At 36.6% G+C, this 235-nt stretch carries 1 pseudogene; it reads right to left on the bottom strand.

Annotated features, from left to right (window positions below):
- Positions 1 to 235, bottom strand: a pseudogene (locus R0J88_RS23595) (exopolyphosphatase); the annotation flags it as partial.

The raw sequence follows: 235 nt of genomic DNA, 5'->3' as shown, positions 1-235 counted from the left end.
CCACTAAAAAACTGTTTTGTGTAGCTAATACAGCCCATATTTCGGCTGGTAAGAATCTTATTTTTCAATTTCTTACCAATAATTAGTTCGGTACTGCCTCCGCCAATATCGATAATAAGGTGGTTCTCTTCGTTATGTACATAATCAGTCACACCTTGATGAATAAGACGAGCTTCTTCTTGCCCTGAGATCATATCAATATGAAATGCAAATACCATACTCGCCTGAGATAAAA

Source organism: Pseudoalteromonas sp. SIMBA_162 (assembly GCF_046535955.1).
In the GTDB taxonomy this organism is placed as follows: Bacteria; Pseudomonadota; Gammaproteobacteria; order Enterobacterales; family Alteromonadaceae; genus Pseudoalteromonas; species Pseudoalteromonas marina.
The sequence above is the reverse complement of the archived record's forward strand: the minus strand, read 5'-3'. Positions and strand labels throughout refer to the sequence as shown.